Raw genomic sequence first — 25,591 nt, forward strand, 5'->3', positions numbered from 1 at the left:
GGGCCGCCGCCAAAGCGCGCATCCTTAAGGCAGGGCCAACGCCGCAACGGGGGTCGGCGCGTCAATGCACATCTATCTGCCGATCGCCGAGATGTCGGTAAACATCTTCCTCATCCTGGGTATGGGGGCGGGCGTCGGCATGCTGTCGGGAATCTTCGGTGTCGGCGGCGGCTTTCTGATGACCCCATTGTTGATGTTTCTGGGCGTTCCCGCCCCCGTCGCCGTCGGAACCGGTGCCAATCAGATCATCGCCTCCTCGGTCTCCGGGGTGCTGGCACACTGGCGGCGCGGCAATGTCGACATCGCGATGGGTCTGGTGCTGTTGCTGGGCGGGTTCTTCGGCTCGACGCTGGGTGTTTTCATCTTCAAATGGTTGCAGTCTCAAGGTCAGATCGACCTCGTCATTCGGCTGTCCTATGTCGTCTTCCTGGGCATTATCGGCGGATTGATGATGCTGGAAAGCGTCCGGTCCTTTGTCCGGACCTGGCGACCGAAAGGCGGGCCGCGCCGAAAACTGCACCAGCACAATTGGATGCACGGGCTGCCGTTCAAAATGCGGTTCCGCAAGTCCAAGCTTTACATCAGCATCCTGATGCCGATTTCAATCGGCTTTTTCGTCGGTATCCTGACTGCCATTCTGGGGGTTGGCGGCGGGTTCGTCATGGTTCCGGCGATGATCTATCTGCTGGGCATGCCGACCAATGTCGTCGTCGGCACGTCCCTGTTTCAGATCATCTTCGTCAGCGCCAACGCGACCCTGTTTCAGGCGACTCTGAACCAGACGGTCGACGTAGTGCTGGCGCTCCTATTGCTGCTGGGCGGCGTGGTCGGGGCGCAGTTCGGGACCAAGCTGGGCGCCAAACTGCGCGGCGAACAGGTACGCGTGCTTCTGGCCATCCTGGTCCTGGCGGTCTGTTTCAAGATCGTCTTCGACCTGGTCGTTCCGCCGGACGATTTCTATTCGATCCACCCGATGGACGCGACCGGAGGCATCGAATGAAACGGGGCAAAACGACACTCCTGACATTGGTCGCCGGGTTTGCGGCGGCGGTTGTCATGCCCGATCCGGTGCGCGCCACGGAACCGCTGATCGCGGATATCGATCATCACCTGGTTGCCGTTACGGCCGGTTTCACGGGCACGGAACTCCTGGTGTTCGGATCGGTGCAAGGCGCGGGGGAAGTCGTGATCGTCGTCCACGGTCCCAAGGAAGAGATCGCGGTCCGCCGGAAAGACCGGGTGGCGGGCATCTGGATCAATCAGGAATCGGTTTCCTTCGAAGGCGTTCCGGCCTTCTATCATGTCGCGACGACGGCCTTCGGTCCGATTGATCTGCCCGGCAGCGCCCTGCGCCGGCACCAGATCGGCGTCGACAATCTGCGCTTCCGCACTGTGGAGGCTGAGGCCGGGCCGGGGTCGGTCCTGTTCGCGCAGGCCGTGGTCCGGAACAAGATTAATATCGGGCATTACAGCGCCCAGTTCGGTCGGGTCGAGCGCCGGGGCGGACGCTTGTTCCGGTCGGCCATTCTGATCCCGGCCAATGTACCCGTCGGCACCTATACGATTGAGACCCTTCTGGTCCAGAACGGACAGGTGGTCGGCGCCCAGACAACCCCTCTTTTCGTCAACAAGGAAGGGTTCGGGGCCCAGGTCTTCCGCATGGCGCATCTACACGCGCTGTTGTACGGAATTGCCGCTATTCTGATAGCCGCCTTGGCCGGGTTCGTGGCGAACTGGGTCTTTAGAAAACTATAAAAGTATCGAGGCGACGTTCCGTTATGGCAGGACCCTTTACCACCGTGCGAGAGCAGGTCGACACGACGCCGCAGTCCATCGACCGGACCGAATACACCACCTGCTACATGTGCGCCTGCCGCTGCGGTATCCGCGTTCATTTCAAGAATGACGAGCTGCGCTACATCGATGGGAATCCCGACCACCCGGTGAACCGGGGCGTCCTGTGCGGCAAGGGATCGGCCGGGATCATGAATGTCAAATCCCCGGCGCGCCTGACCAAGCCGTTGAAGCGGGTCGGCCCGCGCGGATCCGGCGAGTTCGAAGAAATCGAGTGGGACGAGGCGCTGGCCCTGGCGGAGGAGTGGCTGGGCAGCGTGCGCAAGACCGATCCGCGCCGCCTGGCCTTTTTCACCGGCCGGGATCAAAGCCAATCCCTGACCGGATGGTGGGCCGGGCGTTTCGGCACGCCGAACTTCGCCGCCCATGGCGGGTTCTGCTCCGTCAACATGGCGGCGGCGGGGCTCTATTCCATCGGCAGTTCCTTTTGGGAATTCGGCGAACCTGATTGGGAGCGCACGAAGTATTTCATGCTGTTCGGCGTCGCCGAAGACCATGACAGCAACCCGATCAAGATGGGCATCGGCCATCTGAAAAGCCGCGAGGCGGCCAAGTTCGTATCGATCAATCCGGTCAAGACCGGATATTCCGCCGTCGCCGACGAATGGGTCGGCATCCGGCCCGGCACGGACGGATTGTTCGCCGGTGCCCTGATCCACGAATTGCTGAAGGCGGAGAAAGTCGATTGGGACTATCTGGCGCGCTACACCAACGCGCCCTGGCTGGTGATCCAGGCGCCGGGCCATCCGGATGACGGGCTGTTCGTGCGCGACCGGGACGGCAATCCGCTGCTGCTGGACGGCAAGCAGAAGAAGATCGTCAGCGCGCTGGAACCGGATTCCAGCCCCATTCTGGTCGGGTCCGTGGACATCGACGGTCAGCGCACGGTACCGGCCTTCCATCTGCTGGCCGACCGGTTCCTGGACGATGCCTATGCCCCGGACACGGTCGCGGAAACCTGCGGCATTCCGTCGGACACGATCCGGCGGATTGCGGCCGAACTGGCGCATGCGGCCTTCGAACAGACGATCGAGCTGGATATCGAATGGACCGATTGGGCCGGCCGCAAACAGGACAAGGTGATCGGGCGACCGGTTTCGATGCATGCCATGCGCGGCATCTCCGCCCATTCAAACGGGTTCCATACCTGCCGCATCATTCATGTCCTGCAGATGATCCTGGGCTCCATCGACGTGCCGGGGGGCTTCCGGTCGAAACCGCCCTTCCCGCGCCCGGTCCCGCCGGGACCGAAGCCGGCGGGCCACAATGTCCGCCCCGACAAGCCGCTGGAAGGCATGCCGCTGGGCTTCCCGACCGGTCCCGAGGATCTGCTGATCGAACCGGACGGCACGCCCAAGCGCATCGACAAGGCCTATAGCTGGGAACATCCGCTGGCCGCGCACGGTCTGATGCAGATGGTGATCCACAACGCCTGGAAGGGCGATCCCTACCCGATCGACGTACTGTTCCTCTACATGGCCAATATGGGCTGGAACAGTTCGATGAACGTGCCGGGCGTGCTGCATTACCTGACCGACACGAAGGAAGACGGCAGCTACAAGATCCCGAAGATCATCTATTCGGACGCCTTCTATTCCGAAACCGTGCCCTATGCCGACCTGGTCCTGCCGGACACGACCTATCTGGAACGTTGGGACTGCATTTCCCTTCTGGACCGGCCGATCTGCAGCGCCGAAGGGCCGGGGGATTCCATCCGCCATCCGGTCCTGAAGCCGGACCGCGACGTCCGACCGTTTCAGGAGGTCCTGATCGATCTGGGCGCGCGGCTGGGCCTGCCCGGCTTCGTGAAGGAGGACGGATCGCCCGCTTATCCCGGCGGCTATCCCGATTACATCGTCAATCACGAACGCGCGCCCGGGATCGGCCCCCTGGCCGGATGGCGCGGCGAGTTGGGCGTCGATCAGGGGCGCGGCGGCCCGAATCCGAACCAATTGTCGCGCTACATCGAAAATGGCGGCTTCTGGGAAATGCCCTTCACCGAGGCGCAATCCTGGCTGAAGCACGCCAACCGGGACTATCTGACCCTGGCGCACCGGATGGGCTGGATCCCGTCGCCCGACCGGATCGTCATGCAGATCTATTCCGAGCCGGTGCAGCGGTTCCGGCTGGCCGCCCAGGGCTATGGCCCCGCCCTGCCGCCCGAGGAACACCGGGCGCGGGTTGAGAAGTATTTCGACCCGATTCCGTTCTGGTATCCGCCCTTCGAGGGGGAAAGTTCGGGCGACGCATACCCCCTGCATGCTCTGACCCAGCGCCCGATGCACATGTATCACTCCTGGGGATCGCAGAACGCCTGGCTGCGCCAGATCACCAATCAGAACCGCCTGTTCGTCCATCCCGATACGGCGGCGGAGATCGATGCGGCGGATCAGGACTGGGTCTGGGTCGTCAGCCCCTTCGGCCGGGTCAAGACGCAGATCAAGATCATGCATGGCGTGGAGGCCGGGACGGTCTGGACCTGGAACGCCATCGGCAAGCGGCGCGGCGCCTGGGGTCTGAAGGACGGCGCGCCGGAGACCGAAAAGGGCTTCCTGCTGAACCATGTCATAACCGAATTGCTGCCCCCGCGGGACGGCGGGTTCCGATACGCAAATGCCGACCCGGTGACGGGGCAGGCCGCCTGGTACGATCTGAAGGTCCGGCTGGAGAAGTGCACGCCCGCCGAGGCCGGCGCGACGGAACCGATGTTCGAACGCTTCCACCGCCCCGATCTCGCCGATCCGGCTACGGATGGCGACGGCACGCTGCGCTACGGCGCGTCCCAGCATGCGGAGGAATCCGGCAAGGCCGAGGCGACACCCAGGGACTGGGTCGGCAACCGCGAAGCCCATGCCCATCGCGGCAGCGGCGTCCGGCCCGGCCATGGCAACCGCGTTTCGAAGGATGGCCGAGAATGACCAGCCTTCCCGCAAAGACCGGCAAGAAACTGGGACTGGTCATCGACCTGGATATCTGCGTCGGCTGTCACGCCTGTGCGGTGAACTGCAAGGAGTGGAATACCGGCGGCCATTCCGCGCCCCTGACCGACAGCGATCCCTATGGCGCGCACCCGTCCGGCGTCTGGTTTAACCGCATCCACACATTCGAGGTCGTGTCGGACGAAGGCGACAGCCGGACCGTCCATTTCCCGAAATCCTGCCTGCATTGCGAAGACGCGCCCTGTGTCACCGTCTGCCCGACCGGCGCATCCTATAAGCGCGAGGAGGACGGCATCGTCCTGGTCAATGGCGACACCTGCATCGGCTGCAAACTGTGCAGTTGGGCCTGCCCCTACGGCGCGCGGGAATATGACGAAGACGCGGGCGTGATGAAGAAATGCACGCTGTGCGTCGACCGGATCTACAACGAGACCCTGCCGCCGGACATGCGTGTCCCGGCCTGCGTGTCGACCTGCCCGGCGGGGGCGCGGTCCTTCGGCGATCTAAGTGATCCGGACAGCGACGTCTCCCGCCTGTCGGCCGACCGGGGCGGATATGCGCTGATGCCCGAACAGGGGGCGAGGCCGGTGAACCGCTATCTGCCGCCGCGCCCGCGCAAGACGGTCGCGGAAGAGGCGCTGGGCGGCGCCGGCCTGACGCCGGTTGCCGACGACAAGGCGGGGCTGATGGCCCGCTGGCTCGACAAAATTCTGTCCATGTGAGGCGCGATGCATCCCGCCAAGTCGGTCATATTCTTCACCACGGCGTCCGGCGCCGGATACGGTCTGTTCGCGCTGTTCGTCCTGATGGATCTCGCGGGCCTTGTGCCGCCCGCCCCCGGCGTCACCTGGACAGTTTGCGGCCTGTCCTTCGCGCTGATCGTCGCCGGGCTTTTATCCTCGACCTTCCATCTGGGTCATCCGGAGCGGGCCTGGCGGGCCTTGAGCCAATGGCGTTCCTCCTGGCTCAGCCGGGAAGGCGTCATGGCCATCGTCAGCTTCGGCCCGATGGGCGCCTATGCCCTGGCACGGTTGATTGTCCCGGACCTGTCCACGGCCTGGCAACCTGCACTGGGCGGCATTGCCGTCGGCTGTGCGGCCCTGACCGTTTACTGCACGGCGATGATCTACGGCTCGCTGAAGACCATTCCGGCCTGGTCGAATCCGGTGACGCCGGTGGGGTATCTCGCCATGGCCGCCGCCAGCGGCGCGATCCTTTTGAACGCAATCGCCTTCCTGATGGGTTTCGTGTCGCCCCAAATCGTCAACGTGACGGCCATTCTGTTGCTGATCGCCATGGCCGTGAAGATGATCTACTGGCGGCGGATCCGGGACGCGGCCCCGCGCTCGACGGCCGAAAGCGCGACCGGTCTGGGCGATATGGGCAAGGTCCATCTGTTCGAAGCGCCGCATGACGGCGACAATTATCTGATGACCGAAATGGGTTTCCGCATCGCGCGCAAACATGCCTTCCGCCTGCGCCGTATCGCCTTGATGTGGGGGTTCCTGTTCCCCTTGCTGTCGGTGACGGCGGCCGGTTTCGCGACCGGCATCATGGCCAGCCTGTTCATCGCCATTTCCGTCGTGACGGGGGCGGTGGGCCTGCTGGCCGAACGCTTCCTGTTCTTCGCCGAGGCGAAGCATACGGTCATGCTGTATTACGGGGACCGGTCGGTCTGAGTTACAGGATCAGGACCGCGCGGAAATCATTCACATTGGTTAGGGTCGGACCCGGCGCGATGCTGTTGCCCAGCGCCTGGAAGAAGCCATGGGCATCGTTCCGCGCCAGCGATGCGCGGGGTATGATTCCCTGCGCAAGGGCGCGCCGCAGCGTGTCCGGCCCGATCTGCCCCCCGGCCAGTTCCGCCGCGCCATCGACACCGTCCGTATCGCAGGCGATGCCGTAAATCCCCTCCGCGCCGTCCAGCGCCACGGCCAGCGCCAGGGCGAATTCCGCATTGGGACCGCCGACACCGTCGCCCTTGATCGTCACCGTGGTCTCCCCGCCGGACAGCAGGACGACCGGCGGTTTCGCCGGCAATCCGTGCTGGCGGACGGATCGCGCGATCCCGGCCAGGACCGTCGCGACCTCCCGGCTTTCCCCTTCCAAGGCATCGCCCAGGATCAGCGGGGTGACGCCGGTCCGTCTTGCCACCTCCGCCGCCGCTTCGAGGGACGCAAGCGGTCGGGCCGCCATGACGGTTTCGGTGTTCTTGAAGGCCGGGGCGCCCGGTTTCGGCGTTTCGGCGGCAGGGTCGGCCAGCCGGTCGCGCACCGCCTGCGGCAGATCGATTCCACGCCGGTCGAGGATCTCCAGCGCATCGGAAAGGCTGGTTCCATCGGGCACTGTCGGACCGGAGGCGATCACCGCCGGATCGTCGCCCGGCACGTCGGAAATCAGGATGGTGTGAACCCGCGCCGGATAGGCGGCCTCCGCCAACCGCCCGCCCTTGATGGCGGACAGATGCTTACGCACGCAGTTCATCTCACCGATCGTCGCGCCGGATCGCAGCAGCGCCTTATTGACGGCCTGTTTGTCCGCCAGGGTCAGCCCATCGCCGGGCAGGCTGAGCAGGGCCGATCCGCCGCCGGAAATGGCACAGATCAGGAGGTCCTCCTCGCCCAGGCCTTCGGCGATTTCAAGAATACGGCGCGCGGCTTTCTCGCCGGCCTCGTCCGGCACGGGATGCGCCGCCTCGACGATCTCCACCCTCTCGCAGGGGACCGCGTGGCCGTAGCGGGTGACGACCAGCCCCTCGAGATCGTGCGGCCAGGCCTTTTCGATTGCCTGTGCCATCAAGGCCGAGGCCTTGCCCGCCCCGATCAGGACGTTCCGGCGGCCCGGCCGGTCCGGCAGGCAGGGCGGCACACACTGCAGCGGGTCCGCGGCGGCCAGCGCGGCATCGAACAGGGAACGCAGGAAGGCAGGCGGATCGGATATCTGTGTCATGCCTGCCGATGTATCCCGGCCGCGCGCGAAAGTCGATCCAAACGCCGCCGCCGATTGTCGATTTCGGGCCGCTTGCCGCCCGGCCCGGCACCTGACAGCATGCCGCCATGCGAGACCTCATCAGCCTGTCCGGCCCTGTCCGAAATGCCCTGCGTGACGGGGCGCCCGTTGTGGCACTGGAATCCACCGTGATCGCCCACGGCCTGCCGCATCCCGACAATCTGGAAGCAGCGGCGGCGATGGAAGACGCTGTCCGGCAAGCCGGGGCCATTCCGGCGACCATCGCCGTTCTGGACGGCCGCATCCGGATCGGACTGAGCGAGGAGGACCGCGCAAATCTGGCCGATCCGGATGCGGCGGTCGCCAAACTGAGCCGCCGGGACCTTGCCGCCTGCCTCACATTGAACGGCACGGGCGCGACCACGGTTTCCGCCACGATGATCTGCGCCCATGCCGCCGGGATCCGCGTTTTCGCGACGGGTGGGATCGGCGGGGTGCATAGAGGGGCGGAAAATTCCATGGATGTTTCGGCGGATCTGCTGGAACTGGCCCGGACGCCGGTCCTGACCGTGTCGTCCGGGGCGAAGAGCATCCTGGATCTGCCCCGCACGATGGAGGTTCTGGAAACCCAAGGCGTTCCGGTTCTGGGTTATCGCACCGACCGCCTTCCCGCCTTTCACAGCCGCGACAGCGGCCTGCCGCTCGATGCCGCACTGGAGGGACCACAGGCCGCCGCACGGGTCGCACGGGCGCATTGGGCGCTGGGGCTGGGCGGGCTTCTGATCTGCAATCCGGTGCCCGATGAGGCGGCGATCCCGGCGGACGAGGTCGCGGCCTGGGTCGACGCCGCATTGGCCGCTGCGGAACAGGACGGCATTGCAGGGAAAGAGGTGACGCCCTATCTGCTGCGGCATATCGCGAATGTTTCCGGCGGGCGAAGTCTCGCCGCGAACAAGGCCCTGCTGATCGACAATGCCCGGGTCGGCGGCGAGATCGCCGTCGCCCTGGCGGAAGGAGTTTCATGACGGACGACACCGCCAAGACCTTCACCCTGCATCCGCAACTGGCCGCCGATTGCGAGACCGTCGGCGACACGCCGTTGTGCCGGGTGCTGCTGTCGAAGGATTCGCGCTTTCCCTGGGTTATCCTGGTGCCGCGCCACGCGGACCTGACCGAATGGCACGATCTGGACGCGACGGACCGTGTCGTCCTGAGCGACGAAATCGCACATTTGTCCCGGCGGTTGAAGGAAGAGTTCGGCGCGGACAAGACGAATGTCGCGGCGCTGGGCAATATGGTGCCGCAGCTTCACGTTCATGTCGTCATGCGCTATCGCGACGACGCGGCATGGCCCGGGCCGATCTGGGGTGTGGGCAAGCCGGTTCCGTATTCGGAAGACGCACTAGCAGACACGGTGAAGCGGATACGCGCCTGCCTGCCCTGACCGAAGCCAGGCGCCGCATCGCATTCCCCTTCCCCGCAACCGCTGGCCCCGCAACCGCTGGCCCGCCGCCCGTACCGGTATGGCCCGAACCGGTGCCAGCCGGTTCGTGACCCCAGAACGGGACATCCAGGTCAGTGCCGCTCTTCCTCCATCGTGAACTCGCCGGTCCGGATGCGGTAGGGCAGGGTTTCGATGATGTCCGCGACATCGTCTTCGCCATGGTCTTCCACAAGATCCGTCAGTGCCAGGTAGAGACAGACCTCGGACAGGAGCTCGCTTGGGATGCCCTGGGCGCAGGCTTCGTCCCACGCATCCAGGAACAAGGTCATCACCTTGCGTTTTTGCTCCTCGGCAAAATTCACGCGGGGCGTCCCGGTGGTTTCTAGATCACAAATCATGGTTCCTCCACCCGGGCAGGTTCGCCAGAAGACCCGGGCTGTAAATCGGAGGTACAGCGATTCGGATTCGCTTGTCACCAACTCGATTTTTATTTGTTGGTTAGGCCTTTAAGGGTTCTTCCTAAACTCCCGCAAGAACTTCGTTTCACAGCCGAAACAACGCAACGGCCGATGTCCGGTCTCGCCGGGACCGGCGGCGGCGCTATACTCTGCCGGACCATGAACGACCTTCCCGTACCCATTCCCGCCCGCTTCGCCGACTGGTTCGCCAGCCGCGGTTGGGCGCCGCATCCGCACCAGATGGAAATGCTGGCGGCCGACCGGCGCGGCGACCATGCACTGCTGATCGCACCGACCGGCGGCGGGAAGACCCTGGCCGGGTTCCTGCCCAGCCTGATCGATCTTGCCGAGACCCCGACCGAGGGCATCCATACCATCTACATCTCCCCCCTGAAGGCGCTGGCGGTCGACATTCAGCGCAACCTGACCCTGCCGGTCGAGGAGATGGGTCTGGATATCCGCATTGAGACACGGACCGGCGACACGCCGGCCAACCGGCGCAAACGCCAGCGGGAAGCCCCGCCGCAAATCCTGCTGACGACGCCGGAATCTCTCGCCCTGCTGATCGCGTCACCGGACAGTTTCGACTTCTTCGCCTCCCTGAAACGGATCGTCGTCGACGAGACCCACGCCCTGGTCGGGACCAAGCGCGGCGATCACCTTTCCCTGTGCCTCGCCCGCCTGTCGGCCATCGCGCCGGGGGTGAAGCGGGTCGGCCTGTCCGCCACGGTCGCCTGGCCGGAGGCTCTGCGCGCCTATATCGCGCCCGATGCCGATCCGGACAGCGTGCCGGTGATAAAAGGAGGCGGCGCGAAACGGGCCGATATCCGCATTCTGGACACCAAGGAACGCCTGCCCTGGTCCGGCCATTACGGGCTGCATGCCGTTCCGGAGATATACGAGGAAATCAAGAAGACCGGCACGGCGATCGTTTTCGTCAACACGCGGGCACAGGCCGAGTTGCTGTTCCAGGCGCTGTGGCACGCGAATGAAGACGCATTGCCCATCGCCCTGCATCACGGATCCCTGGCCAGGGAACAGCGGCGCAAGGTGGAGGCGGCAATGGCCGCCGGCAGCTTGCGCGCCGTGGTCGCGACCTCGTCCCTGGATCTGGGCATCGACTGGGCGGCGGTCGATCTGGTGGTCCAGGTCGGCCCGCCCAAAGGTGTGTCCCGCCTGATCCAGCGGATCGGCCGCGCCGGCCACCGGCTGGACGTGCCCAGCCGTGCCCTTCTGGTGCCCTGCAACCGGTTCGAGGTGCTGGAATGCCGCTGTGCCATCGATGGGGTCGACCAGGGCACATTGGACGGCGATCCGCCGCGCGACGGCGGGCTGGACGTCCTGGCGCAACATATCATGTCCCTGGCCTGCGCAGCGCCCCTTCGTCCCGACGAGATCTATGCGGAGATCGTCCGCGCCGAACCCTACCGCAATCTCGACCGCGCGACCTTCGACGATGTCCTGCGGTTCGTGGCGGATGGGGGCTATGCCCTGCAGAGCTACGACCGCTGGAAGAAGCTGTTTCACACGGCGGCGGGCACCTATGAGGTCGCCAACCCCAAGCTGGCCCATCGCCACCGGATGAATATCGGCACCATTGTCGAGGCGGTGACCCTCAAGGTGCGGATGCGCGGCGGCGGCGGGACACTGGGCGAGATCGAGGAATACTTCGTCACCATGATGGAGCCGGGCGACACTTTCGTCTTCGCCGGTCGCTTGCTGCGTTACGAGGGGATCAAGCAGACGGCCGTCGAGGTGACGCCGGCGCGCGGCGGCGACCCGAAAGTCCCGTCCTATATGGGCGGGCGCATGCCGTTCACGACGCATCTGTCTGAGCGGGTACGCGAAGCCCTGTCCAACCCCGCCTCCTGGCAGGGCCTGCCGGATCAGGTGCATGAATGGCTGCGCCTGCAGCAATGGCGCTCGGTCCTGCCCGGACCGGACGGATTGCTGGTCGAAACCTTCCCGCGCGGCGGCAAGGAATATCTGGTCGCCTACAGCTTCGCGGGCCGCAACGCGCATCAGACCCTGGGCATGCTGCTGACCCGGCGGATGGAGCGTATGGGACTGGCGCCCCTGGGATTCGTCGCCAGCGATTATGTGATCGCGGTCTGGAGCCTGCATCCCGCGAAAGACATGGAATCCCTGTTCGACGAGGACATGCTGGGCGACGACCTGGAGGCATGGATGGAAGAAAGCTCCCTGATGCGGCGGACCTTCCGCAATGTCGCGGTGATCGCCGGGCTGATCGAGCGCCGCCAGCCGGGCCAGGAGAAGACCGGCCGTCAGGTCACCTTCAATTCCGACCTGATTTACGACGTGCTGCGCCGTCACGAGCCGAACCATGTGCTGCTGCGCGCGACGCGGGCGGATGCGCGCACCGGGATGATCGATGTCGAACGCCTGGCGGAATTTCTGCGCCGCGCGAAGCAGGGCATTCGCCACCGCCGCCTGGACCGGGTATCGCCCCTGGCCGTCCCGATCCTGTTGGAGGTCGGGAAGGAGGCCGTCTATGGCGACGCGGAGGACCAGTTGTTCGACGAGTTGGCGCAGGAGCTGATCGACGAGGCGATGCATATGGACCCTCAAGGCGGACTCCCGTTATAAACCTTCATGTCCTTGAATAGCTCCTTTCCCCTGAATGGCGCGGTGCTGCATGCGCGGTCCGACGGCGCGCTGTACTGGCCGGATCGCGAGACGTTGATCGTCGCCGATCTGCATCTGGAGAAGGGATCCGCCTTCGCCTCGGCGACGGGCCAGATGCTGCCCCCCTATGACAGCCGCGCGACCCTGACGGCCCTGCGGCAGGCGATGGCGGCGACCCGGCCGAAGCGCGTTATCTGTCTGGGTGATAGTTTTCATGACGTCCGGGCGGCCGCGCGGCTGACGCCCCAGGACCGCGACCAGTTGGTCGGCCTGACCCGGCAGTGCGACTGGGTGTGGATCGCCGGCAATCACGACCCCGCCCCGCCCGCCGATCTCGGCGGCATCGTGATGGAGGAAGCGGTCGACGGTCCGTTGGTCTTCCGGCACGAGGCGTCACCGCAGGCCGGGGCGGGCGAAATCTCAGGGCATTTCCATCCCAAGGCCGCTGTCGAAACCCGCGCCCGACGCCTGTCCGCCCGGTGCTTCGTTGAGGATTCCCGACGCCTGATCCTGCCCGCTTTCGGCGCCTATACAGGCGGGCTCAATGTGTGGGACACGGCGATCTCCGGCCTGTTCCCAAAAGGCTTCACCGTCCATCTGGCGCTGCGCCAAGGCGTGCTGCGCGTACCGCGATCTCGATTGAGGAAAGCCGCCTGATACGGATCCAGCACAAACGAAATGGGCCGAAGCGAAACGCTCCGGCCCATCCGTGCCATCGGTAGATGTGGGGGGAGGGGTCTACCGTCGGCATCCCGGCTTTCCCGGAATGCATAGGCGATACGCCGGCCACCGGCGGTCGGATCAATTCGGAAGGCAAAAAAATTTGATCCCGGAGCGTAATCCAAATGGAACCGGTATCGCGTATCGTTTTACACGCCGCGATAATTTGTCCGGCGACCCGTTTCGCCGACCCCTTTGGGAGCGTTCATGACCGGCCCCAGTCTCGTTTGGTTTCGCAAGGACCTTCGCCTTTCAGACAATCCCTCACTGGATGCCGCGATCCGTCGCGGCGGCCCGGTCGCTTGTGTGTTCGTGCGGGATGACGTGTCCGAAGGCTCGCTGCCCGTCGGCGGGGCCGCGGCCTGGTGGCTGCATCACAGCTTGGCTGCCCTGGCCGACGATATCGCGGAACGGGGTGGTGCGCTGATTCTGAAATCCGGCGACCCAGCGGACATCATCCCCGCCCTCTGCCAGGACCTCGAGATCGAGGCCGTATACTGGAATCGCTGCTACGAACCGGCGGCCGTCGCGCGGGACGCGGCACTGAAATCCGCCCTGACAGAGGATGGGGTCACCGTCGACAGCTTCAACGGTACGCTGTTGAACGAGCCGTGGGAGGTCAAGACCAAGACCGGCGGACCCTATAGTGTCTTCACACCGTTCTGGAAGGCGTCCTGCGCGCTGGGCGACCCGCCCGCGCCCGTCCCCGCCCCAACCGTTATTCCGGGTGTGGCGGCCGACGGTGAGGCCCTGAAAGATTGGGCGCTGTCGCCGACAAAACCCGATTGGGCCGGAGGCCTTCGGGAAAGCTGGCAACCGGGCGAGGCAGGCGCGCGAGCGAGGCTCGCCGATTTTCTGGATGACGGCGTCAGCGGCTATGGCGACCGCCGGAACCGTCCCGATCTGGACGGCACATCGCGGCTCAGCCCGCACCTGGCGTTCGGGGAGATCAGCCCCCGGGAAATCTGGCACATCGCCCGGGACACCGCGCGCCGCAGAGGTGCCGCCGTGGAATCGGGCATTTGGTCCTTCCTGCGCGAGATCGGTTGGCGGGACTTCAACCACAATCTTCTGTTCAACAATCCGCGCCTGCCGTCAGAGAATTACAACGGCAAGTTCGACGCCTTTCCCTGGCACGACGACGACAATGCCCTGAAGGCGTGGCAGAAGGGCCGTACGGGATATCCCCTGGTCGACGCCGGCATGCGTGAACTGTGGCATACCGGGTTCATGCATAACCGCGTCCGCATGGTCGCCGCATCCTTCCTGATCAAGCATCTGATGATCGACTGGCGGCGCGGCGAAGCCTGGTTCCGGGACACGCTGGTCGACGCCGATCTGGCCAACAATGTCGCGAATTGGCAGTGGGTCGCGGGCTGCGGCGCGGATGCAGCGCCCTATTTCCGAATCTTCAATCCAATCGGCCAGGGCGAAAAGTTCGACCCAAAGGGCGCTTATATCCGCCGCTGGATCCCGGAAATCGCTGCCCTGCCCGACAAGTATCTGAACGAACCCTGGACCGCGCCGACCGGTGTCCTGGAAGACGCCGGGATCGCATTGGGGCGGACCTATCCAAAACCGATCGTCGATCATCGCCGCGCGCGGGAGCGGGCCTTGAACGCATATGATGAAATCAAAGGGGCGGCTTGAACCATGAAAATTGCAGTTATCGGTAGCGGCATCGCCGGGCTGGGGGCGGCCTGGCTTCTGTCCCGCCGGCACAAAGTCACGGTTTATGAGCGGAACGCCTATGCCGGCGGCCATTCCAATACCGTGGACGTGCCCATCGAAGGCGGCGGCAGCATTCCGGTCGACACAGGCTTCATCGTCTATAACGAACGGACCTATCCGAACCTGATCGGCCTGCTGGACACGCTTGGCGTGGCTCGGATCAAGACCGACATGTCCTTCGCCGTCTCCGCCGATGGCGGCCGCCTGGAATATGGTGGCAGCGACCTGCGCAGCCTGTTCGCGCAGAAGCGAAATCTCGTCTCGCCCCGCTTCCTTCGGATGATCCACGACATCCTGCGCTTCTATAAAACCGCACCGGATCTTCTTGCGAATGACGGATGTGCCCAACTGACGCTGGACGACCTGCTGAAGCGTGACGGCTATTCGCAAAGCTTCATCGACGATCATCTGCTGCCGATGGCCGCCGCGATCTGGTCCTGCCCGGTCAGTACGATGGGGGCCTTCCCGGCGGCCAGTTTCATCCGCTTCTTCGACAATCACGGCCTGTTGCAGGTCAACGACCGGCCGCAATGGTGGACGGTGAAGAACGGCAGCCGCAGCTATGTCGAGCGTCTGCGACTAGGACTGGCGAGCGACATCCGCACCGGCTGCGGCGTCCGCGCCGTCCAGCGGGGACCGGAGGGCGTCACCGTCCATCTAGCCGACGGCGATAGCGCACACTATGACCAGGTCGTCTTCGCCTGCCACGGCGACGAGGCGGCTGCCCTGCTTTCGGATCAATCGGCACGCGAGACGTCGATCCTGTCCCGGTTTGGATACCAGAGGAACAAGGCGATCCTGCACAGCGACCCGGGCCAGATGCCGATCCGGCAGAAGGTATGGTCCAGCTGGAACTATCTGACAGAGCGCGGCAACGCCCAGTCCGAAAGCCGCGTGTCAGTCACCTATTGGATGAACAATCTGCAATCGCTGGACCCGGCGCATCCGCTGTTCGTGACGTTGAATCCGCTGCGGGACATTGCAGCCGACCAGGTCGTCGCCGAATTCGACTATGATCATCCGGTCTTCGACCATGGCGCCATGGCGGCCCAAACCCAGTTGCCCGACATCCAGGGCGCCGGCGGGGTCTGGTTCTGCGGCAGCTATTGCGGCTATGGCTTTCACGAGGACGGGTTGGGCTCCGCCGTTGCGGTCGCGCGCGCCCTGGGCGTCGACGCGCCCTGGGGACATCGCCCGGTCCACGCGATGCGCGCCGTCCTGCGCGACACCGAGACACTGCCCAGGCCACGCACCGTCCGTGCGGCACAAATCGAGGCGGCGGCATGAGCGGCCCGCCCGACGCCACGCTCTATTTCGGCAAGGTGATGCACAAGCGCCTGAAGCCGGTCGTGCATGAATTGAGCTATTCCGTCTTTTCCATTCTGGTCGATCCGGACCAATTGGCGGAGATGGACGGAACCCTCCGGCTGTTCGGGCATAACCGCTGGGCGCCGGTCAGCCTGCACGACCGCGATTACGGCCGCCGTGACGGATCGACCATCCGATCCTGGGTCGAAGAATCGCTGCATTCACAAGGGATCGATCTGCGCGGCGCGCCGCTGCGGCTTCTGACCTTTCCGCGCCTCTGGGGGTATGCCTTCAATCCGCTGTCCCTGCATTTCTGCTACGGACATGACGGGGCGCTGCGGGCAATTCTGTATGAAGTGTCGAACACATTCGGCGAATCGCACGGCTATCTGATCCCGGTCGAAGAAACGGGGAACGAGACTGTCCGTCAGGAGACCCGCAAGGTCTTTCATGTGTCGCCCTTTCTGGAGATGGATTGCCGTTATCGCTTCGCGGTCCGCCCGCCGGACGACCGGCTGGCAATTCAGATCCGGCAGTCCGATTCATCCGACGCACCGCTTTTGATGGCGCGCCATACCGGCCGCGGCCGGGATTTGACGGATCGCGCAATCGCCACCGCCATCGCGCGGCATCCGCTGATGACCGCCAAGGTCGTGGCCGGCATCCACTGGGAAGCCCTGCGGCTATGGCTGAAAGGCGCGCGCTTCCATTCGAAACCGCCCCGGCCGGCGGCCCATGTCACGCGCTGATGCCGCGTGACTGACAATTGACAGCGAAACAGACCGGTGATCCCATGACCGATATCGACCGCAGCACCACCTTTATGGAAATGGAAACGGAGAACGGCATACCCCGCCTGTCCCTTGCTAGCCGGTTGACCTTCGCGGTCGCCGAGCGGATTCGCTTCGGCACGTTCGAAATCACCGTGCCGGAAGGGGTGACGCGGCGGTTCGGCGGTCAGGAACCGGGACCGGTCGGCCGCTTGGTCGTGCGCAACAACCGGTTCATCCGCCGCATGATCCTGGGCGGCAATATCGGTCTGGGCGAAAGCTATATGGACGGCGATTGGGACAGCCCCAATCTGGCGGATTTCCTGACGGTCGGGGCAATGAACTACGAGGCCCTGGACGAGACGCTGAACGGCAGCATGCTGTATCGCGCGGCCAACCGCCTGATCCACAAGACATTGAACCGCAATTCCCGCGAGGGCAGCCGCCGGAATATCGCCCATCATTACGATCTGGGGAACGCGTTCTATGAACGCTGGCTGGACCCCAGCATGACCTATTCATCGGCCCAGTTCGCGGAGAAGACCCCCGACCTAACCAGCGCCCAGGCGTTGAAATACGACCTGCTGGCGGACCGCCTGCAATTGGGCTCGGACGCCCGCATCCTGGAAATTGGCTGCGGCTGGGGCGGATTCGCCGAACGCGTCGCCAAGGAGCGCGGCGCCCATGTCACCGGCATCACCATCTCTCGCGAACAGCACGATTACGCCAAGGCGCGCATGCAGCGCGAAGGGCTGAACGAGAAGGTCGACATCCGCCTGGTGGATTATCGCGATCTGGAAGGCCGGTTCGACGGGATCGCGTCCATCGAGATGTTCGAGGCGGTCGGCGAGAAATACTGGCCGGTCTTCTTCGAAACCCTGCGCGACCGGCTGACCGAGGGGGGGCGCGCCGCGCTGCAGATCATCTCGATTGCCGACAAGCATTTCGACAATTACCGAAGCCGCCCTGATTTCATCCAGCGCTATATCTTCCCGGGCGGCATGCTGCCTTCGCCGACCGCCCTGCGGCAGAGCGCCGAAAAGGCCGGGCTGGCACAGATTTCCAGCGAAGGGTTCGGCCTGTCTTATGCCAGGACGCTGGCGGAATGGAACAACCGGTTCCAGGCCGCCTGGGACGACATCCGCGCCCAGGGTTTCGATACCCGGTTCAAGCGGATGTGGGAATATTACCTGGCCTATTGCGAGGCCGGATTCCGGGCCGACAATATCGACGTCAAACGCGTGACCCTGGCCCGGGCTTAAGGCGGGTCCCCTCATGTCGTCGCCCTATCCGGCGATCGGGCTCCGATCGCTGATCCTCTACGGCTTGCCCGGGCTGCCGCTCGCGGCGGTCACCCTGCCGCTTTATATCCATATCCCGAACTTCTACGCGGTCGATCTGGGTCTGGGCCTCGCGGCCGTCGGACTTGTGGTCCTGGCAATGCGCCTGTGGGACGTCGTCACCGACCCGCTGGTCGGCATGCTGTCCGACCGGATCGGCACCCGTTTCGGCCGCCGGAAGCTGTGGGTAGCCGTCGGATTGCCGGTCGCCGTCGCAGGCGGCTGGATGATGTTCCGGCCGCCTGTCGACGCGGGCCTGGCCTATCTGCTGATCGCCGGTTTGATCCTCCATCTCGGCTGGACCCTGGTCATGCTGCCCTATCAGGCCTGGGGGGCGGAACTGTCGGGCGATTACGCGCAGCGCAACCGCATCGCCGCCTGGCGGGAAGGATTCGTCGTGCTGGGCACCCTGGTCGCCGGCGGCCTCGTCGCCGCCGCAGGATCGCCGGAAACGCGCGCCGAAGCTTTGGCCACGGTCGGTCTGGTCCTGGCGGTGGGATTGCCGCTGGCGGTGGCCCCGGCGCTTCTGTTCCTGGCCGACCCGCCCATCACGGTCCGCGTCCCGCCGCCGGCCTGGCGGGAAGATTTGCGCCGGATGATCCGGAACAAGCCCTTCGTGCGGCTGCTGGCGGCGTGGATACTGAACGGAATAGCCAACGGCCTGCCCGCCACGCTGTTTTTGCTCTATGTCGGCGTCATTCTTGGCCAACCGGAGAAATCCGGAACCTTCCTGGCAACGTATTTCCTGATGGCGATCGCAGGGCTGCCCTTATGGCTTTGGATCGCCGCACGGATCGGCAAGCACCGTGCTTGGTGCATCGCCATGATCTGGGCCTGTGCCTGGTTTGCCCTCGCGCCCTTTCTGGGACCGGGCGACGGTATGCTCTATCTGGCGCTTTGCGTCGGGACAGGGCTCGCACTGGCCGCGGATCTGGCGCTGCCCCCCTCGATGCAGGCCGATGCCGTGGATGTCGACACGGCCCAGGGCGGCCCGGCAAAGACCGGGATCTATTTCGCCCTATGGGGCATGGCGACAAAGCTGGCCCTGGCGTTGGCGGTCGGGATCGCCTTTCCGGTTCTGGAAGCGGTGGGTCTCGACACGGAAGGCACAGCCGGCCCGGTAGGGCCAAATGAAGGTGCGCTGGTTCTGGCGCTGCTCTACGGCGCGGTGCCCATCGCCTTCAAAGCCGCGGCGATCGCCCTGATGTGGCGGTTTCCGCTGAACGCCGATGAACAGGGCGGCTTGCGCGCCCGTATCGAAAGGTCGGTCGGATGAGATTTGGCAAGTCCTGGGCAGCGGTTCTGGCGCTGCTGGCATTGATGGGATGTAGCGGGATGAAAGTATCTGATTTCGAGAACCAAGAGCCGAAGCTGGAGTTGGAGCAATTCTTCGCCGGCAAGACAGAGGCGTCCGGCATCTTCTACGACCGGTTCGGCGACGTGCGCCGGCAGTTCGTGGTCGATATCGAAGGCACGGTGGAGGGCGATCGCCTGACCCTGGTCGAAGATTTCATCTATGACGATGGCGAGACCGAACGGCGAGTCTGGACGCTGACGCGGGTCGGGGAGAACAGATATGAAGGCCATGCCGACGGCGTCATCGGCCTGGCACGCGGCGAAATCGCCGGGAACGCGTTCCATTGGGAATACACGTTCGATCTGAAAATGAAGGATCGGACGCTGCGGGTGGCCTTCGACGACTGGATGTTCCTGCAGCCGAACGGCACGGTCATCAACCGCGCCACCGTTTCCAAATGGGGAATCGAGCTGGGCACGGCCGTGATTTCGTTCAGCAAACCGGCGGCGACCGCGCAGGCCGGTCGGGAACAGGTCACTCAGGCGGCGGAGTGACTGTCAGCGCGGCCCGGATGCGGCGCAGCGGCCAGCCGACGACCGGCAGCTTGGCGTAAAGCTGGGTCGCGCTGTCCCAATGATCCGCATGCACCGAAACCCGCCCGGTGGCATCCAGGTGGATTTCGCTCATCCCTTCGAAGCACCATGCCGACCGGCCCCGCCCGCGCGGTATGAAGTCGAACCGCCACCGAATGTAGCCCGCCCGTTCGGACGCCGCGACGTCCAGGATGGTAAAGCGGGCCTCGCGGCACCGCTCGGTCATGTCCTCCAGAATCGCGCGCAGGCCGGCCTTACCGGAAACATCGTTGAACGGATCCGTGAACCGGATGTCGTCGCTGGCCAGTGCCAGCAGCTGTTCCAGCCCTTCCGGCATCGGCGCCGCGAAGGCATTGGCCCAACGGCGCGTCGCGTCCAATAGTGTCCCGTCGCCCATACCCTACCCCCGCTTAAAGACCGGTCGCTTTCCGGATCAGCCGAAAGTAGAGGGCGGCGGGCAATAGCCGCAAGAGTTTGAGCTGCCAGACGAAGCGGCGCGGAAAGGCGATTTCAAAGGACGTGCCCTGCAGTCCCTTTACGACCCTTTCGGCGGCATCTTCCGGTTCCATCAGGAAAGGCATGGGAAACTCGTTCTTGTCGGTCAGCGGGGTCCGCACGAAGCCCGGACAGATCACTTGAACCGTCACGCCGCGCGGCCCGATTTCGGCGGCCAGGGACTCCGCCATCGCGATAACACCCGCCTTGCTGGCGCAGTAAGCCGCCGCGCGGGGCAGGCCGCGATAGCCGGCGACGCTGGCCGTCAGGGCGAGCCGCCCCCGGCCGCGCGCCAGAAAACGCTGCACAACCGGTTCGATCCCATTGGCCAATCCGGTCAGGTTCAAATCGAAAATGCGCGCGGCGGCAGCGGCGTCGAACTCGGCGGCCGGCATGTCGGCATGGGTTCCGGCATTCAGGACCGCGATATCCACCGGCCCCAGATCGGCTTCGATCCGGTCCAGCACCGCCGCGTTCTCACCCCGGTCCAACACATCCAGTGGATAGGCGTGGATGGCATCATGTTCCGCCTCCAGTGCGGCCAGCTTGTCCCGCGACCGCGCGCTGACCGCGACGGCCCAGCCTTCCTGGGCGGCGCGCCGGGCGATGGCCGCGCCGATCCCCATGCTGGCCCCGGTAATCCAGATTACCTTGCGATTGTCGGCAGTCATGTCAGCGCCTCCAGAAATTTGGCCGAATCCTGCGCCATGGCCTGCCGCTTTTCCGGCGCCATGCGGGACATCGACCGGTAGATCATGGCCATACGCGGATTTCCCGACAGGGTCTCCGCGTTCCGGTCCAGAAAATCCCAGTACAGATAGTTGTAAGGGCAGGCATCCGCGCCCACCGGCTTCTTCGGATCATAGCGGCAGTCGCGACAGTAATCCGACATCCGATCAATGTATTTGCCGCTGGCCGCATAGGGTTTGGACCCCAGAATGCCGCCATCTGCGAACAAAGCCATGCCGTGGGTGTTGGGAAGCTCCACCCACTCGTACGCATCGGCATAGACACAGAGGTACCACGCACATACGGCCTTCGGCGACAATCCGGCCAGAAGGGAGAAATTGCCGATGACCATCAGCCGCTGGATATGATGGGCGTACGCGTCCCGCAGGGTTTGCCCGATGCATTGGCGCAGGCAATTCATATCCGTCTCGCCGGTCCAGAAGAATTCGGGCAGCGGCCGGTGCGCGTCCAGGAAATTCGTTTCGGCATAATCCGGCATCTTCAGCCAGTAGACGCCCCGAACATATTCCCGCCAGCCCAAAATCTGCCGGATGAAGCCCTCGGCCGCGTTCAGCGGCGCATGCCCGTCGCGCCAGGCGGCTTCGGCCCGCCGGCACAGGTTCAGCGGGTCCAGCAGTCCGGCGTTGAGATACTGGGACAACAGCGCGTGGTAGAGGACCGGCTCACCGGTCAGCATCGCATCCTGATAGTCACCGAACAGGGGCAGCCGGTCTTCGAAGAAGGCGTCGGCGCAACGCTCCGCCTCCTCGGCCGTTACGCCGAAAGCGAAACCGTCCAGACTGCCGTAATGGTCCGGGAACCGGTCCCGCACCAGATCGATGACCTCCCTGGTTATCGAGTCCGGTTCTATTGCCAACGGTGGGGTCGGCCGGAACAGGCCCGTATCGGGCGGTTGGCGGTTTTCCTTGTCGAAATTCCACTGCCCGCCTTCCGGCGTGCCGTCGTCGCGCATCAGCAGCCCGGTCTTGCGGCGGATCTCGCGATAGAAATACTCCATCCGCAATTGCTTCCGGCCCTCGACCCAGGCCGCAAACTCCGCACGCGTCGCAATGAAGCGATCGTCGTCCAGAATTTCCAGAGGCACCGGTCCACGCCAACCCTCCAGGGCCGATTGCAGTCGCCATTCCCCGCATTCCGTCGCAACGACAGAGGATGGGACGAGGTCCTCGATCGCCCGGTCGATTTCACCCAGGATGCTGCCGCTGTTCTTTGGATCGTCCAGGCGGATGTAGCGTACGCGCACACCCCTACGTTCCAAATCCTTGGCAAAGTGCCGCATGGCGGAAAGCAGGAAGGCGATCTTTTTCGGGTGATGCGGCACATAGGTCGCTTCTTCCGCGACCTCCGCCATCAATACGGTATCGGCAGACGGATCGAGGTTCGCCAAGGCGGACAGGTCCAGCGAGAGTTGATCGCCGAGGACCAGACGCAGCTTCCCACCAGACGCGCCCATCTCAGGCCAGCTGATATTCGAAACTGTCACCCTTGAGGGGGAAGGCCAGCTTCACCCAATGGCCGTCACGGTCGTACCAGAGGCTGAGTTTCAGATCCCCGTCGACATCGAAGCGCCGGGCTTCGACCTGCCCGGCCCCGGTATCGACGGTCTGCCAGCCGCCGCGATCGACACGCACTTCGGCAATCTCGCCGTCCTGGGTGTTGATCAGTCGGGGCCGGTCGACTGTGGCCGGATTCCAGTATGTTGTGGGCAAAAGGCTCAGGTCGCCAGTCGCATAATTGTCGCCCCGGTTACGGGCGATGAGGATCTCACTACCCTGCCGCACCGCCCGCACGCGATACGCGTCACCATCGTCGTCGGTTTCCGATTCGAAACTCTGGAAGGCGCCGTCCTGCCAAATCTCCCGGTTCTTGTGATGGTACCGGTAGAGCACGAGCGGGCCGAGGCCGACTTCCAGCAGGATGTCGATATCGACGATCGTCCGGTCGCCTTCCGTGCGCATGTCGATCCGGTGATGTCCGATCGGATCGCCGTTGCGGAACACCGCGAAATCCCGGTCCGCCTCCGCCCCGGTCAGACCGGCCCAGGTGGGCGATGTTCCACTGGTCAGGGCGGTTCCAGCCAACCCAAGCAGAAGGGTCCGTCGGTGCATTTTCAAGGACATGGCGTATGCTTCCCATATGGCGTGTCACGACTTGCGATACGCGGCGCACTGGGGTTCGGATCAGTTTTCGCCCTGTCACGCATCTGTCTTGCGGCGGTCATGCGGCGGCAACCGGCGGCGATTATGCAGCGATCCTCATGCTTCTCTCTTTCCATAGGCAGGAAACGACCCAGATGGAAAATACCCGCGAACAGGCGATTGAGAACGCCGAAGACATTTCCAGCAACCGCAGCGGCAATGAGACTTTCGAGGCGGTCCGGACGCGCCGTTTCACCCGGCGCGGCGTCCTGAAAGGCGCGCTGATGGCAGGGACCGCGCTGGCGATCGGGTCGCGGCTACCCCCGGCGGAAGCATCCGCGAAACCGTCCTTCGTATTCGATGAGATTCATCACGGCGTCGACGAAACCCATCACGTCGCCCCGGGCTATGACGCCGACATCCTGCTGCGCTGGGGGGATGCCCTGTTCGCGGATTCACCCGCCTTCGACCCGCAGGCGCAGAGTGCCGACGCCCAGTCCCGCCAGTTCGGCTACAACTGCGATTTCATCGGCGTCATCCCCCTGGCCGAAGACCGCGCGGTTCTGTGCGTGAACCACGAATACACCAACGAGGAGCTGATGTTCCCGGGTCTGGGCCGCCAGGACAAGGCGGATTTCCAAGCTATGACGGCCGATCTGGTCGCAGTGGAAATGGCCGCCCATGGCGGAACGGTGGTCGAAATCGTCCGGGGCGGCGACGGCAAATGGACCGCCGACGTGAACGGCAAACTGAACCGTCGGATCACCGCCCAGACGCCAATGCGCCTGTCCGGTCCCGCCGCCGGGCACGACCGGGTCAAGACCGGCGCCGATCCGGACGGCATGACCGTTCTGGGGACGATCAACAATTGCGCCGGCGGCGTCACGCCCTGGGGCACCTATCTGATGGCCGAAGAGAACTTCAATGGTTACTTCTGGGGCAAGGATGGCCTGGACGCGCATCCCGAGGCCGCGGCGCTGAAACGCTATGGCGCGCCGGGCGAATGGTATGCCTGGGGCAAGTTCGACGACCGGTTCGACATCACGAAGGAACCCAATGAACCGAACCGGTTCGGCTGGGTCGTCGAAGTCGATGTGCTGGACCCAACCTCTGCGCCGGTCAAGCGGACCGCGCTCGGACGCTTCAAGCATGAAGGGGCGGAAACCATCGTCAATGGCGACGGCCGCGTCGTCGTCTATATGGGCGACGACCAGCGCTTCGACTATCTGTACCGCTTCGTCACCGCCCGGCCGTTCGACGCTGGAAATCGCGAAGCCAACCGCGATCTGCTCGATGACGGCATCCTCTCCGTGGCGCGGTTCAACGATGACGGATCGCTGGATTGGCTGCCGCTGGTTCATGGCGAAGGCCCGCTGACGGAAGCCAACGGGTTCCGCGATCAGGGCGATGTTCTGATTTCGACCCGCCAGGCCGCCGACCTTCTGGGCGCGACCAAGATGGATCGGCCGGAAGACGTCCAGGCCAATCCGAAGACCGGCAAGGTCTATGTCATGCTGACGAACAATTCCAAACGCACGGCGGATCAGGTCGACGGGCCGAATCCCCGGGCGGAGAACGCGTTCGGCCAGATCGTGGAACTGACCCCGGCGAATGGCGATCACGGTGCGGACGCGGCGTCCTGGGAGCTTCTGGTCGTCTGCGGCGACCCGGCGGCTGCGGATATCGGCGCGCAGTGGAACGAGGCGACCAGTGCCAATGGCTGGTTCGCATCGCCGGACAATTGCACCATCGACCCCGACGGCCGCCTTTGGATCAGCACCGATCAGGGTAGCGCCTGGTCGAAATCCGGCACCGCGGACGGCGTTTGGGCACTGGAGACGGACGGACCGCTGCGCGGTACGGGCCGGATGTTCTTCCGTGTGCCGATCGGCGCGGAGATGTGCGGCCCGGTCTTCTCGGACGACGGCGAGACCCTGTTCGTCGCGGTTCAGCACCCGGCATCGGACGGCGTGAAGAACTATCCCGGTTTCGAACGGGACTCGACCTTCGACGATCCGGCGACCCGCTGGCCGGATTTCGAGGACGGCATGCCCCCGCGCCCGTCCGTAGTGCAGATCACCCGCCAGGGCGGCGGCAAGATCGGCGTCTGACGCCCGACATCACGCGCAAATGGGAAGGGCCGCGCGGCACATGCCGTC

General features: G+C 64.6%; 22 protein-coding genes. 16 read left to right on the forward strand and 6 right to left on the reverse strand.

Going from position 1 to position 25,591, the window contains the following annotated elements; translation table 11 throughout:
- Nucleotides 1-64: 64 nt before the first annotated feature.
- From ACO06O_RS14145 to ACO06O_RS14165, 5 genes are read left to right on the forward strand one after another with little or no spacing between them, the layout of a single operon-like run.
- Complete coding sequence (locus ACO06O_RS14145) at nt 65-1,000, forward strand: sulfite exporter TauE/SafE family protein (protein ID WP_421880866.1); 936 nt, start codon at nt 65-67, stop codon at nt 998-1,000.
- Entirely contained in the window at nt 997-1,755 is a 759-nt protein-coding gene (locus tag ACO06O_RS14150; RefSeq protein ID WP_421880869.1) for a TIGR02186 family protein, read from the forward strand. Before ACO06O_RS14145 ends, ACO06O_RS14150 begins: the two co-directional genes overlap by 4 nt.
- Before the next feature lie 23 nt (nt 1,756-1,778).
- Nucleotides 1,779-4,772, forward strand: coding sequence for a molybdopterin oxidoreductase family protein (locus tag ACO06O_RS14155; RefSeq protein ID WP_421880871.1), 2,994 nt, complete (start codon nt 1,779-1,781; stop codon nt 4,770-4,772).
- Nucleotides 4,769-5,515 (forward strand): 4Fe-4S dicluster domain-containing protein, encoded by a 747-nt coding sequence (locus ACO06O_RS14160; RefSeq protein ID WP_421880875.1) that lies wholly within the window; start codon nt 4,769-4,771, stop codon nt 5,513-5,515. Before ACO06O_RS14155 ends, ACO06O_RS14160 begins: the two co-directional genes overlap by 4 nt.
- 6 nt (nt 5,516-5,521) lie before the next feature.
- Nucleotides 5,522-6,472, forward strand: coding sequence for a dimethyl sulfoxide reductase anchor subunit family protein (locus tag ACO06O_RS14165; RefSeq protein ID WP_421880877.1), 951 nt, complete (start codon nt 5,522-5,524; stop codon nt 6,470-6,472).
- A gap of 1 nt (nt 6,473) precedes the next feature.
- On the opposite strand, the gene ACO06O_RS14170 is transcribed toward ACO06O_RS14165, so the two are convergent.
- Nucleotides 6,474-7,742: a glycerate kinase type-2 family protein gene (locus tag ACO06O_RS14170; RefSeq protein WP_421880880.1), complete on the reverse strand. Its 1,269-nt coding sequence runs from the start codon at nt 7,740-7,742 to the stop codon at nt 6,474-6,476.
- Nucleotides 7,743-7,849: 107 nt separating this feature from the next.
- On the opposite strand from ACO06O_RS14170, the gene ACO06O_RS14175 reads away from it, so the two are divergent.
- Both ACO06O_RS14175 and ACO06O_RS14180 read left to right on the forward strand, forming a co-directional pair.
- On the forward strand, nt 7,850-8,767 hold the full coding sequence (locus ACO06O_RS14175; RefSeq protein ID WP_421880882.1) for a pseudouridine-5'-phosphate glycosidase: 918 nt from the start codon (nt 7,850-7,852) through the stop codon (nt 8,765-8,767).
- On the forward strand, nt 8,764-9,186 hold the full coding sequence (locus tag ACO06O_RS14180; protein ID WP_421880885.1) for an HIT domain-containing protein: 423 nt from the start codon (nt 8,764-8,766) through the stop codon (nt 9,184-9,186). The genes ACO06O_RS14175 and ACO06O_RS14180 overlap by 4 nt, the downstream gene beginning before the upstream one ends.
- Nucleotides 9,187-9,317: 131 nt before the next feature.
- Here ACO06O_RS14180 and ACO06O_RS14185 read toward each other — a convergent pair whose 3' ends face one another.
- Entirely contained in the window at nt 9,318-9,584 is a 267-nt protein-coding gene (locus tag ACO06O_RS14185; RefSeq protein ID WP_420419514.1) for a hypothetical protein, read from the reverse strand.
- 171 nt (nt 9,585-9,755) lie between these two features.
- On the opposite strand from ACO06O_RS14185, the gene ACO06O_RS14190 reads away from it, so the two are divergent.
- From ACO06O_RS14190 to ACO06O_RS14225, 8 genes are all read left to right on the forward strand, one after another.
- Entirely contained in the window at nt 9,756-12,251 is a 2,496-nt protein-coding gene (locus ACO06O_RS14190) for a ligase-associated DNA damage response DEXH box helicase (protein WP_421880888.1), read from the forward strand.
- Nucleotides 12,252-12,257: 6 nt separating this feature from the next.
- Nucleotides 12,258-12,947: a ligase-associated DNA damage response endonuclease PdeM gene (gene pdeM, locus ACO06O_RS14195; protein ID WP_421880890.1), complete on the forward strand. Its 690-nt coding sequence runs from the start codon at nt 12,258-12,260 to the stop codon at nt 12,945-12,947.
- A gap of 270 nt (nt 12,948-13,217) precedes the next feature.
- Entirely contained in the window at nt 13,218-14,660 is a 1,443-nt protein-coding gene (locus ACO06O_RS14200; RefSeq protein ID WP_421880893.1) for a cryptochrome/photolyase family protein, read from the forward strand.
- 3 nt (nt 14,661-14,663) lie between these two features.
- Nucleotides 14,664-16,028 carry an NAD(P)/FAD-dependent oxidoreductase gene (locus tag ACO06O_RS14205; RefSeq protein WP_421880896.1) on the forward strand — a complete coding sequence of 455 codons (1,365 nt, stop codon included), beginning with the start codon at nt 14,664-14,666 and terminating at the stop codon, nt 16,026-16,028.
- Nucleotides 16,025-16,798: a DUF1365 domain-containing protein gene (locus ACO06O_RS14210; protein WP_421880899.1), complete on the forward strand. Its 774-nt coding sequence runs from the start codon at nt 16,025-16,027 to the stop codon at nt 16,796-16,798. The genes ACO06O_RS14205 and ACO06O_RS14210 overlap by 4 nt, the downstream gene beginning before the upstream one ends.
- A 44-nt stretch (nt 16,799-16,842) precedes the next feature.
- The gene (locus tag ACO06O_RS14215) at nt 16,843-18,081 is read left to right on the forward strand and encodes a class I SAM-dependent methyltransferase (protein ID WP_421880903.1); all 1,239 of its coding nucleotides are present in this window, start codon (nt 16,843-16,845) and stop codon (nt 18,079-18,081) included.
- Between the two features lie 13 nt (nt 18,082-18,094).
- Nucleotides 18,095-19,435: an MFS transporter gene (locus ACO06O_RS14220; protein WP_421880906.1), complete on the forward strand. Its 1,341-nt coding sequence runs from the start codon at nt 18,095-18,097 to the stop codon at nt 19,433-19,435.
- The gene (locus ACO06O_RS14225) at nt 19,432-20,010 is read left to right on the forward strand and encodes a DUF3833 domain-containing protein (RefSeq protein ID WP_421880908.1); all 579 of its coding nucleotides are present in this window, start codon (nt 19,432-19,434) and stop codon (nt 20,008-20,010) included. Before ACO06O_RS14220 ends, ACO06O_RS14225 begins: the two co-directional genes overlap by 4 nt.
- On the opposite strand, the gene ACO06O_RS14230 is transcribed toward ACO06O_RS14225, so the two are convergent.
- The 4 genes from ACO06O_RS14230 to ACO06O_RS14245 are packed head-to-tail and all read right to left on the reverse strand — an operon-like array spanning nt 19,991 to nt 23,414.
- Nucleotides 19,991-20,446: a nuclear transport factor 2 family protein gene (locus ACO06O_RS14230; protein ID WP_421880910.1), complete on the reverse strand. Its 456-nt coding sequence runs from the start codon at nt 20,444-20,446 to the stop codon at nt 19,991-19,993. The genes ACO06O_RS14225 and ACO06O_RS14230 overlap by 20 nt on opposite strands.
- A gap of 13 nt (nt 20,447-20,459) precedes the next feature.
- Nucleotides 20,460-21,215 carry an SDR family NAD(P)-dependent oxidoreductase gene (locus ACO06O_RS14235; protein ID WP_421880912.1) on the reverse strand — a complete coding sequence of 252 codons (756 nt, stop codon included), beginning with the start codon at nt 21,213-21,215 and terminating at the stop codon, nt 20,460-20,462.
- Nucleotides 21,212-22,747 (reverse strand): cryptochrome/photolyase family protein, encoded by a 1,536-nt coding sequence (locus ACO06O_RS14240; RefSeq protein WP_421880914.1) that lies wholly within the window; start codon nt 22,745-22,747, stop codon nt 21,212-21,214. Before ACO06O_RS14240 ends, ACO06O_RS14235 begins: the two co-directional genes overlap by 4 nt.
- A gap of 1 nt (nt 22,748) precedes the next feature.
- Nucleotides 22,749-23,414, reverse strand: a complete 666-nt coding sequence (locus ACO06O_RS14245) for a DUF6134 family protein (RefSeq protein ID WP_421880917.1) — start codon at nt 23,412-23,414, stop codon at nt 22,749-22,751.
- 173 nt (nt 23,415-23,587) lie between these two features.
- On the opposite strand from ACO06O_RS14245, the gene ACO06O_RS14250 reads away from it, so the two are divergent.
- The gene (locus tag ACO06O_RS14250) at nt 23,588-25,543 is read left to right on the forward strand and encodes a PhoX family protein (protein ID WP_421880920.1); all 1,956 of its coding nucleotides are present in this window, start codon (nt 23,588-23,590) and stop codon (nt 25,541-25,543) included.
- Nucleotides 25,544-25,591 lie beyond the last annotated feature (48 nt).

The sequence above is a fragment of the Pacificispira sp. genome (assembly GCF_965228185.1).
Lineage (GTDB): Bacteria > Pseudomonadota > Alphaproteobacteria > UBA8366 > Aestuariispiraceae > Pacificispira.

Excerpts from the sequence above, each read along its gene's own strand:
- ACO06O_RS14165 (WP_421880877.1), top strand. The coding sequence starts at position 5,522 with ATGCATCCCGCCAAGTCGGTCATATTCTTCACCACGGCGTCCGGCGCC.
- ACO06O_RS14170 (WP_421880880.1), bottom strand. The coding sequence starts at position 7,742 with ATGACACAGATATCCGATCCGCCTGCCTTCCTGCGTTCCCTGTTCGAT.
- ACO06O_RS14145 (WP_421880866.1), top strand. The coding sequence starts at position 65 with ATGCACATCTATCTGCCGATCGCCGAGATGTCGGTAAACATCTTCCTC.
- ACO06O_RS14150 (WP_421880869.1), top strand. The coding sequence starts at position 997 with ATGAAACGGGGCAAAACGACACTCCTGACATTGGTCGCCGGGTTTGCG.
- ACO06O_RS14175 (WP_421880882.1), top strand. The coding sequence starts at position 7,850 with ATGCGAGACCTCATCAGCCTGTCCGGCCCTGTCCGAAATGCCCTGCGT.
- ACO06O_RS14230 (WP_421880910.1), bottom strand. The coding sequence starts at position 20,446 with ATGGGCGACGGGACACTATTGGACGCGACGCGCCGTTGGGCCAATGCC.
- ACO06O_RS14215 (WP_421880903.1), top strand. The coding sequence starts at position 16,843 with ATGACCGATATCGACCGCAGCACCACCTTTATGGAAATGGAAACGGAG.
- ACO06O_RS14245 (WP_421880917.1), bottom strand. The coding sequence starts at position 23,414 with ATGTCCTTGAAAATGCACCGACGGACCCTTCTGCTTGGGTTGGCTGGA.
- ACO06O_RS14235 (WP_421880912.1), bottom strand. The coding sequence starts at position 21,215 with ATGACTGCCGACAATCGCAAGGTAATCTGGATTACCGGGGCCAGCATG.
- ACO06O_RS14190 (WP_421880888.1), top strand. The coding sequence starts at position 9,756 with ATGTCCGGTCTCGCCGGGACCGGCGGCGGCGCTATACTCTGCCGGACC.
- pdeM (WP_421880890.1), top strand. The coding sequence starts at position 12,258 with ATGTCCTTGAATAGCTCCTTTCCCCTGAATGGCGCGGTGCTGCATGCG.
- ACO06O_RS14155 (WP_421880871.1), top strand. The coding sequence starts at position 1,779 with ATGGCAGGACCCTTTACCACCGTGCGAGAGCAGGTCGACACGACGCCG.
- ACO06O_RS14250 (WP_421880920.1), top strand. The coding sequence starts at position 23,588 with ATGGAAAATACCCGCGAACAGGCGATTGAGAACGCCGAAGACATTTCC.
- ACO06O_RS14185 (WP_420419514.1), bottom strand. The coding sequence starts at position 9,584 with ATGATTTGTGATCTAGAAACCACCGGGACGCCCCGCGTGAATTTTGCC.
- ACO06O_RS14160 (WP_421880875.1), top strand. The coding sequence starts at position 4,769 with ATGACCAGCCTTCCCGCAAAGACCGGCAAGAAACTGGGACTGGTCATC.
- ACO06O_RS14225 (WP_421880908.1), top strand. The coding sequence starts at position 19,432 with ATGAGATTTGGCAAGTCCTGGGCAGCGGTTCTGGCGCTGCTGGCATTG.
- ACO06O_RS14240 (WP_421880914.1), bottom strand. The coding sequence starts at position 22,747 with ATGGGCGCGTCTGGTGGGAAGCTGCGTCTGGTCCTCGGCGATCAACTC.
- ACO06O_RS14210 (WP_421880899.1), top strand. The coding sequence starts at position 16,025 with ATGAGCGGCCCGCCCGACGCCACGCTCTATTTCGGCAAGGTGATGCAC.
- ACO06O_RS14220 (WP_421880906.1), top strand. The coding sequence starts at position 18,095 with ATGTCGTCGCCCTATCCGGCGATCGGGCTCCGATCGCTGATCCTCTAC.
- ACO06O_RS14205 (WP_421880896.1), top strand. The coding sequence starts at position 14,664 with ATGAAAATTGCAGTTATCGGTAGCGGCATCGCCGGGCTGGGGGCGGCC.
- ACO06O_RS14200 (WP_421880893.1), top strand. The coding sequence starts at position 13,218 with ATGACCGGCCCCAGTCTCGTTTGGTTTCGCAAGGACCTTCGCCTTTCA.
- ACO06O_RS14180 (WP_421880885.1), top strand. The coding sequence starts at position 8,764 with ATGACGGACGACACCGCCAAGACCTTCACCCTGCATCCGCAACTGGCC.